The organism is Streptomyces sp. NPDC041205 (genome assembly GCF_055591765.1).
In genome coordinates this window covers 85116-93496 of record NZ_JBVIZH010000012.1, presented here as the reverse complement: position 1 = coordinate 93496, position 8381 = coordinate 85116, and the positions used below count along the sequence as shown (strand labels likewise).

At 72.9% G+C, this 8381-nt stretch carries 5 protein-coding genes and 1 tRNA gene; 4 read left to right on the top strand and 2 right to left on the bottom strand.

Annotated features, from left to right (window positions below; genetic code table 11):
• Positions 1 to 236 precede the first annotated feature (236 nt).
• The 4 genes from ACZ6BG_RS34990 to ACZ6BG_RS34975 are packed head-to-tail and all read left to right on the top strand — an operon-like array spanning position 237 to position 5172.
• Positions 237 to 557, top strand: coding sequence for a hypothetical protein (locus ACZ6BG_RS34990; RefSeq protein ID WP_469009202.1), 321 nt, complete (start codon positions 237 to 239; stop codon positions 555 to 557).
• Complete coding sequence (locus ACZ6BG_RS34985) at positions 557 to 2068, top strand: hypothetical protein (RefSeq protein ID WP_469009200.1); 1512 nt, start codon at positions 557 to 559, stop codon at positions 2066 to 2068. The genes ACZ6BG_RS34990 and ACZ6BG_RS34985 overlap by 1 nt, the downstream gene beginning before the upstream one ends.
• Before the next feature lie 3 nt (positions 2069 to 2071).
• Positions 2072 to 3823, top strand: a complete 1752-nt coding sequence (locus ACZ6BG_RS34980) for a hypothetical protein (RefSeq protein WP_469009198.1) — start codon at positions 2072 to 2074, stop codon at positions 3821 to 3823.
• Between the two features lie 17 nt (positions 3824 to 3840).
• Positions 3841 to 5172 carry a CHAT domain-containing protein gene (locus ACZ6BG_RS34975; RefSeq protein WP_469009195.1) on the top strand — a complete coding sequence of 444 codons (1332 nt, stop codon included), beginning with the start codon at positions 3841 to 3843 and terminating at the stop codon, positions 5170 to 5172.
• 1128 nt (positions 5173 to 6300) lie between these two features.
• Here ACZ6BG_RS34975 and ACZ6BG_RS34970 read toward each other — a convergent pair.
• Positions 6301 to 6374 (bottom strand) — tRNA-Thr (locus ACZ6BG_RS34970).
• 120 nt (positions 6375 to 6494) lie between these two features.
• Positions 6495 to 8195, bottom strand: a complete 1701-nt coding sequence (locus tag ACZ6BG_RS34965; protein ID WP_469009192.1) for an alpha/beta hydrolase — start codon at positions 8193 to 8195, stop codon at positions 6495 to 6497.
• Positions 8196 to 8381 lie beyond the last annotated feature (186 nt).

Below are 8381 nucleotides of genomic sequence, written 5' to 3'. Positions count from 1 at the left end.
CGGGAGGAGCTTCCGGAGCGGGAGGAGCTTCCGGAGCGGGAGGAGCTTCCGGAGCGGGAGGAGCTTCCGGAGCGGGAGGAGCTTCCGGAGCGGGAGGAGCTTCCGGAGCGGGAGAGGCTTCCGGGGCGAGGGGAACCGCTGAGTCGGGCGACGCGGCCGTACTCGGGGAGACCGCGGCCCACCGCGTCGTCAACAGCCGCTGGCAGCGCGAGGCTTCGGTCCTGCGGGCCCGCCGGATGACCGTCTCCCCCCGCCCCGACCCGGACGGCGGCGCGCTGGAAGCCCTCGCCCACGACCTGCGCACCCCGTGGTCGGCGTACATGCGGCGGCTGTGGGTGCGGCTGCACGGGCGGGACGTCCGCGACGCGGCCCTTGCGGACGCGGCGGAGGCGTGGGCGGTGCTCGACGGGGTCGCGCGGTCGGTGATGATGGACCATCGGGCGCGGGTCCGGACGGCGTTGCGCAGCTTGTCGTCCAGTGCCGCGACGTCTGGCGCCGCTTCCGCCGACGCCCGGTCGGCCACCACCGCGCGTGCGGCCGAGCCGAGGAGCGCGTGATGCCGGAGGCACAGGCCGACATGCCGGAGCCGCAGGCCGACGTCCACGTCACCCGGGCCGATGACGGCACCGTACTGATCGGCGCCCCTGCCCCCGGGCCCGCCTGCGCCCAGGCCGTCCTCGATGTCGCCGGGGCCGTCCTGACCTGGTCCGTCCTCGACGTCCCGGGGCTGCCGACGGCGGAGATCCATGATGTGGGGCGGGCGCAGGGGTGGGTGTGGGCGGTGTACGGCGAGGGGGTGGCGGCGGCCGTGCGGGCGGTGGCGCCCGGGGCGGGTGGGGTGACCCTTCGCTGTGGGGTGGCCCACCCCCGTGAGGTCGGCTTGCCCGGCGAGGTCAGCTTGCCCGGCGAGGTCAGCTTGCCCGGCGAGGTCGGCTTGCCCGGCGACGTGGCCCCACCCCGCGACGTGGCCCTGCCGGGGCAGCCCACCGCCCTCGCGGCCCGCGCCGCCCGGCTCGCCCTCGGCCACTGGGCGGCCCGCTGGTGGCCCACATCGCACCTCGACGGGATCCCCGCCCTCGAACCGGACGTACTCGGCCTGGAGTTGGCCGCCCTCACCCACGAGTGCCAGCAGCTCTTCGACGACCTGGAGGACCAGCCCGACGGCAACGCGGCCGTACTCCTCGAAGAACATCAAGCCGCGCTGGACCCGCTGATCGCGTGGCGGCGTGCCGGACGGCGGACGACGGCCCCGGCGCCCCAACTGGCCGGTGTCCTGCGGCTTCTCGACGACGCGGCGGACAACGCCGGGGTGGACGGGGAAGGTTGGCACCGACTCCGCTCGTCCCTGGAATCCGACACCGGACCCACCTCCGACACCGGACCCACCTCCGGCACCGGACCCACCCCCGGCACCACCTCCACCCCCACCGGCGGCGCGGGCGCGCTCCCCACCACCCCCCTCGACCTCACCACCCTCTTCCCCCACCCCCGCGACTACGCCCTCACCGCCGGAGCCCCCCTCCCCCCGGGCGGCCGCGTGATCGCCCGCGGCTCGGGCACCAACGACTGGCACCGCTACCCACCCGGCTTCGTCGACGCGTCCGAGACCGCCGTGTCCTGGACGGCGTACGCGCTCGGCGCCGGACGCAGCATCGAGGTCGAGGTGGTCGCCGACGTCGCGGCACCCACCGGCGGCGTGCTCCTCGCGGCGGAGGTCGAGGTGAACGGCGCCCCGCCGCACCGCGTACCGCTGGCCCGCGCGGACGACCTGTGGACCGGCCGCGCGGACCTCGACATCCCGGCCGCCGCGACGTCGCCGCGCATCGAGGTCGGCGTACTGCTGCCCGGGTTCGACCCGGGCCCCGCCACCGCCACCGCCACCGCCACTGGCACTGGCACCGGCACCGGCACCGGCACCGGCACCGACGACAGCGCAGCCCGCGCCGCGGTCCGCGCCCTGGCCCGGCGTCGGCTGGCCGCCGCGGCGGGGCCGCACGACAGCGAGGGCACGGACACGGAGCCGTTCCTCGCCGAGATCGTGGCGGCCGCCGTACAGGAGGACTACTAGCGCATGCCGGAAGACGTAGCAGATCACGCGGCGCCCTCGGCCGAAGAGCACGCGGCACCCTCGACCGGAGCGCCGACGGCACCCCCGGCCGGGGAGCAAGCCGAAGCCCCAACCGCCCCCCTGAGCTACGGCGACCCCTTCGACACCGGCTTCGCCCTCGCCGAACACCACCAGCTCACCGCCGACCTCCCCGCCGCCCAAGCCGTCTACGCCGAACTCCTCACCCTCGCCGAGTCGATCGACGACTCCCCCGACGTACAGCTCCTGCGCGGCCATCTCCTCTCCGACCTCGGGTCCGTCCAGCTCGCCGCCACCGACCTGCCCGGCGCGACCCGGTCCATCGAGCGGGCCCTCGGCCTGGTCCGGGGTGTCGCGTCCGCCCCGATGGGCCCGCGCGGCCGCCAACTGTGGCTTGAGGTCCTGTTCAAGACACTCCTCGCCAGGTCCGAACTGCTGCGCAGAACCGGGAACCTGGACGAGGCGCAGGCCACGGCGGACGAGGCGGCGACCCTCCTGCCCGAGTTCACGGACCCCGAGGGGCTGCGCGGCGCCGAGGTCGGTCTGGCCCGCGTGCACCTGCTGCTCGACCGGAGCGAGTGGGGTGCGGCCGAGGAACTGGCCTCGGCGCTCCTCGCCACGACACCCGCGATCGAGCCGCACCTGCTGGACTGCCTGGGCGTCATCTGCGCCTCGACGCAGCGCTTCGAGCTGGCGGAGGACTACTTCGCCCGCTCGGAGGAGGGCTACCGGGCGCTCGGACACGCCTCGGGGCAGCAGCAGCTCCTCTCCCACCGGGCGTACGCGGCGATGCGCGCCGGAGAGTTCGACCGGGCGGAGCAGTTGTACGCGGAGGCCGCCGCGGTCTTCGAACGGCAGGGCCGGTTCGAGGACCTGGCGGTCTGCGAGCAGGCCCGCGCCGCCCTCGCGGCGTGGCGCGGCGACACCGCCGGCGCCCACGACCTGACGGCGTCGAGCCTGGCCCGCTTCGAACGCCTCGGCGCGGCCATCGCCGCCGCCGACACGATGCTGATGGGCGCCCGGCACGCGTACGAGCGGGGCGACATCGACGAGATGAAGCGGCTCGCGCAGGGCGCGCGGGACGCGTACCAGGAGCGCGGCGTGTACGAGCGCTGCGCGCAGGTGGACCTCATGCTCGCGAAGACCCTTGAGGACAACCTGAACCGGACCGACCACGGCCCCCACGAGCGGACGTCGCTCGCCAACGCGCTCTCCCTGGCCCTGCCCGCCGCGCTGACCCTGGAGGCGGCACGCTACGACTTCGCCAGCGCGCACGCCCGCAGCCAGTGGCATCAACTCGCGGACGAGGCCATGCGGCTGGCGTTCCGCCTGGCCCTGCGAGCCGGGGACCAGGGCCTGATCTTCGAACTGGTGGAACACCGCTGCGCGGGGGCGTCGTTGGCGTTGAGCCGCACGGACGGCACAGCCCCCTCGGAACACACGCCGCCCTCCGCCCCAGGCACGGCGCCGATCTTCCCGGACGCCGCCATGAAGACGTACCCGCTCAACCCGCCCGCCGCCGAACGCGCCTCCGAGGCCCCGCTGACGCTGGGCGGCGTGGCCGCCGATGCCGCCGCGTCGGTCGGCCTGCGGGTCGCGCCCCCGCCCCGGATCCTGATGTCGGCGGAGACGGGCCGCATCGCGATCCAGGAGTACATCCAGGCAGCCGAGTTCCGCTATCACCGGCGGATCGTGAGCGAGGAAGAGGTGCCGTTCTGGCCGCCGACGACGACCTGACCGACGCGCACCGCCCGGTGGTCCAGGTCCGCCTGGCCGACGCGGGCGACCTCCATATGACGTGGACGTGGACCACCGGCGCCCAGGGCTTCGGCACGGGGTACGCCCCGGAGCGGGAGGTGGACGAGGCGGTGGGCGCGCTGACGGCGGCGCTGCCGGGCGGGGGCGGTGGGGCGGACGGGGGCAGGGGCGGCGGCGCGGAGGGGATGCGGCGTGCGTTCGAGTCCGGGGCGCTGGCCACGTACGAGGACGAGCGCCGCCTCGCACGCGTACTGGCCGAGGCGTTGTGGCCCCCGGCCCTGACGGACCAGATCCGCCAGGTGTCGGCACACCGCGGCCGCCCCCTGATACGCCTCCAGCCGTCACCGCGGGTGGCCCAGGTCCCCTGGGAACTCCTGGCGCTGGACGCGCCCAGCGCCACGACGGACACCCGCCTGATAGACGTGGCGGACATAGCCACAACGGCCCCGGCTTCCCTGCGCGGCAACACCAGCCCCAACTCCCCCACCACGCCTGCCACCCCCGACACCACCAGCTCCCCCGACTCCCCCAACTCCCCCAACTCCCCCAACTCCCCCACCATCCTCATCCTCGACCCCCGGATCCCCGGCTTCCGGGCGGACTCCGCCCTCGGCTCGGTCCTGGGCCCCCCGGGCACGGACCCGGCCGTCCTCGCCCTGATCCAGGGCCACATGGACGCGGGCCCGATCGCACCCCCCGTCTCAACCCCCGCCGAGGCGCTGCGCCGCACGGATCTGGACCGCGACTGGCTGAGCGAGGTGCTGCGCGAGGGCGCGCGCCGCCTCCTGTACGTGGGCCATGTGAGCGGCGCGCCGCTGGAGTCGGGCCAGAGCGAGGACGTAACGCTCCACCTGACCTGCGGCCCGGAAACGACGGGCCTGACGCCGCCGATCCGTACCCACCGCCCGCTGTCGGCGAAGGACCTGCTCCTGGGCACGCTCCCGCTCCGTCCTGACGGGGTGCCGGGGGCGCACCTGTGGCCGGCGCCCCCGCGGGTGGCGCTGATCGCGTGCGAGAGCGGCGGCGATCTCCGCTTCACGGAGTCGTTCGGCCTGGCGACGGCGATGATCCACAACGGCGCGCAGCTGGTGACGGCGGCGCGCTGGGCCCTGCCGACGAGCTTCGCGTTCCACAGCCTGGCGGCCGTACCGAATTCGGTACGCCCCCTCACGGAGGCGCTGATCGCGGTGGACGCGGCCCACGAACACACCGACCCGATCCGCACACTGACCCGCTGGCAACACACCCAACTGAACAACTGGCGCACCACGCACAGCCCGGAGCACACACCCCTCCTCTGGGCGTCCCTGACCAACATAATCAACTAAGAGCGCCCCGAACGCCCGGCCACAAAAGTGAAACAACCCCGACCGCAACAGCAAGACCCCCCGCACCGAACAAGCCCCGGATGAACCGAACGGCAGCGGCACGCTCCCGCCGATCATGCTCAAGATCGGGCGTGAAAACAGCAGGATCACCGGGCGCATAGTGCACGACAACACAACGCCCAAGGGAAGACCGGGGCTTCGCGATGCCTTCCCGACAAAGCGCGGTGACGAGCACACCCTCAAGCGTGGCGAACTGAACAACAGGAGCGTGATTGACGATCTCCTCACCCTCCCCATCGGTGTAGACATCCCGACTGACAGCGACCACGCGCCCAGGAACGGCGACAGCACCCGCCAGCAAATCCCCCCGCTCCCGCGCATGCCGAACATCCCGACTGAACCCCCCGACAAAACCCAACAACCCCCCGATCCCGAGAAACCCAACCCCCACCCCCCAAACAAAAAACGCCTGAACGACCAACCCCACCAACATCAACCCCACCAAACAATTGGGCGCACCAAGCCCCCGAGTCTCCCCCTCCACATCCACCAACACCCGAACCCGCTCAGGCCGCCCCCGCGGAAACCACACCGAAACCTCCTGCCCCACCCAGGCCGCATACACAACGTGCCCCCGCTCCCCGGCATGCCGCACCCGCACCTCCCGCCCCGCCCCCGGATCCCAAAACGCCACGGTCACCGCGATCCCACCCCGCTTGGACTCCCCATGCCCAGGCGGATGCACCCCCACCACAGTCCCCACCCCCCACACAGCCCGCTGCACCCGAGTAACCCCACCCAGGGAAAGCGCGTACCCCACCACCGCAATCCCCCCAGGCACCACCCACCACAACCCCAAGATCCCCTGAATACCCATCCCTGAACGGTCCCCCACCCGCCCCCCTACCGATCCCAGGTCCCGCCCCGCGAGCCCCGTCCTCCGGGGGGGGCGGATACTGATCGCGCTTGGCGGCCGCCGCGCGAACGGCACCCTCGTCCGGGACCGCAAGGGCTCCTGATGCTGTACGGACACGCAGGACGGCGCGAAGATCACCGCGCCCTCGCCTCACCACGTCCCGGCATAAGAAAAAGCCCAGGTCACGAATTAGGTGACCTGGGCCTCATCGGAGCCGCCTTCGGGATTCGAACCCGAGACCTACGCATTACGAGTGCGTTGCTCTGGCCATCTGAGCTAAGGCGGCGCGCGTCCCGCACCTATGGTGCGATCAGCAACGACGCCAAGTCTACACAGTTTCCGGGGGTGCTCCGTACACCCCTGCGAGGCGGGGGCCGGGAGGGCGGTGCGGGGCGCTGAGCTGGGGTTATGTGCAGCGCTTGTCGTCCTTGGGGGCTCGGCCCGTCAGGAGGTAGGTGTTGATCGTCTCGTCGACGCAGCGGCTGCCGCGGCCGTACGCGGTGTGGCCGTCGCCCTCGTAGGTGAGGAGGCGGCCCGAGGTGAGCTGGGAGGCGAGGGCCTTGGCCCAGCGGTAGGGGGTGGCGGGGTCGCGGGTGGTGCCGACGACGATGATCGGGTCGGCGCCCTTGGCCTCGATGCGGTGTGGCTTGCCCGTGGCCTTCGTGGGCCAGTACGTGCAGTTCAGGGCCGACCAGGCCAGGCCCTCGCCGAAGACCGGGGAGGCCTTCTCGAAGTCGGGGAGCGCCTTGCGCACGTCCTCGGGCGAGGTGAAGGACGGTGGCAGGTCGAGGCAGTTCACGGCGGTGTTGGCGTACATGAGGTTGGAGTACGAGCCGTCGCCGTCGCGCTCGTAGTAGCTGTCGGAGAGGGCCAGGAGCATCGAGCCGTCCTTGTCCTTCATGGCCGCGGCGAGCGCGTCGCGCAGCTGCGGCCAGGACGTCTCGTCGTACATCGCCGCGATCACGCCGGTCGTGGCCAGCGCCTCGCCGAGCTTGCGGCCGTCGGCCGGGCCGGTGTCGCCGACCGGCAGCGGGGCGCGGTCCAGTTTCGCGAAGAAGCCCTTCAGGCGCTTGCCCGCGTCCGCCGCGCTCTTGGTGCCGAGCGGGCAGTCCGGCTGCCGCACGCAGTCCTTCGCGAACGACTGGAACGCCGTCTCGAAGCCCGCCGTCTGGTCGCGGTTCATCCGGCGCGCGGGCAGTGAGGGGTCCATGGCGCCGTCGAGGACCAGGCGGCCGACGCGGTCGGGGAAGAGGCCGGCGTACGTCGCCCCGAGGAAGGTGCCGTACGAGGCGCCCACGTACGTCAGCTTCTTGTCGCCGAGCGCCGCGCGCAGGATGTCCATGTCGCGGGCGGTCTCCACGGTGGAGACATGCCCGAGCAGCTTCCCGGACCGCTGCTTGCAGCCCGCCGCGAACTTCTTGTACGACGCGGCCAGTTGGTCCGTCTCGCGGCGGTCGTCGGGCGTGGTGTCCGTCTGTGTGTACGCGCTCATCTGGCGGTCGTCCAGGCAGGTCACCGGCTCGCTGCGGGCGACGCCGCGCGGGTCGACCGCCACCATGTCGTACCGGGCGCGGACCTTTTCCGGGTAGCCGAGGGCCGCGTACGACTGGAGGTACCCGACGGCCGAGCCGCCCGGGCCGCCCGGGTTCACGAGCAGCGAGCCGAGGCGGCCGCCGGGCTTGGCGTCGGCGGCACCCTGAGCGCGGCTGCCGCTCTTGCCGTCCGCTCCGCCCGTCGCCCGCTTGCGCGACACCGCCAGCTTCACGTCGCCCGCTTCCGGCTTGGCGTAGTCCAGGGGCGCCTTCATCGTCGCGCACTGGAACCCCGGCACCCCGCAGTCGCGCCAGCGCAGCTTCTGGGCGTAGTACGACGCGAGTTCCTTCGGTGTGGCGCGGGGCAGCTCGTCCATGACCACGTCCGTCGACGAACTCGCCGACGAGCAGCCGGAGATGAGCAGGCCGACAGCCATGAAGGCCAGGCAGCCGTGGCGAAGGCGGCGGGCGCGGGCGCGCGCACCGGTGCGGTCTCGGGTCTGCCGCCCTTGGGGCTGCCGTTCCGGCTCTCCTGCTCGAGCGGGGGCGTTGGCTCGGGGAAGGGAGGTTTCCATCTCGCGAGACTAACTCTATGGAGTTGTTGAATCACTTTGCGTGCCCGTATGGGTGATGCGGTCAACCGGCTGTCGCGGTCAGCTCTTGTGGGCGGGGCGCAGTCGCTCCTTGCGGGCGGTGCACGGTCGCCGTCTGCGGTCGGCGCGCGTCGCCTCCCACGCTCGGCGCACCGTCGCCCCGCGCTC

What these genes read in the sequence shown, in the direction of transcription:
- ACZ6BG_RS34990 (WP_469009202.1), top strand. Translation starts at nt 237, where the DNA reads ATGACCGTCTCCCCCCGCCCCGACCCGGACGGCGGCGCGCTGGAAGCC.
- ACZ6BG_RS34965 (WP_469009192.1), bottom strand. Translation starts at nt 8,195, where the DNA reads ATGGAAACCTCCCTTCCCCGAGCCAACGCCCCCGCTCGAGCAGGAGAG.
- ACZ6BG_RS34980 (WP_469009198.1), top strand. Translation starts at nt 2,072, where the DNA reads ATGCCGGAAGACGTAGCAGATCACGCGGCGCCCTCGGCCGAAGAGCAC.
- ACZ6BG_RS34985 (WP_469009200.1), top strand. Translation starts at nt 557, where the DNA reads ATGCCGGAGGCACAGGCCGACATGCCGGAGCCGCAGGCCGACGTCCAC.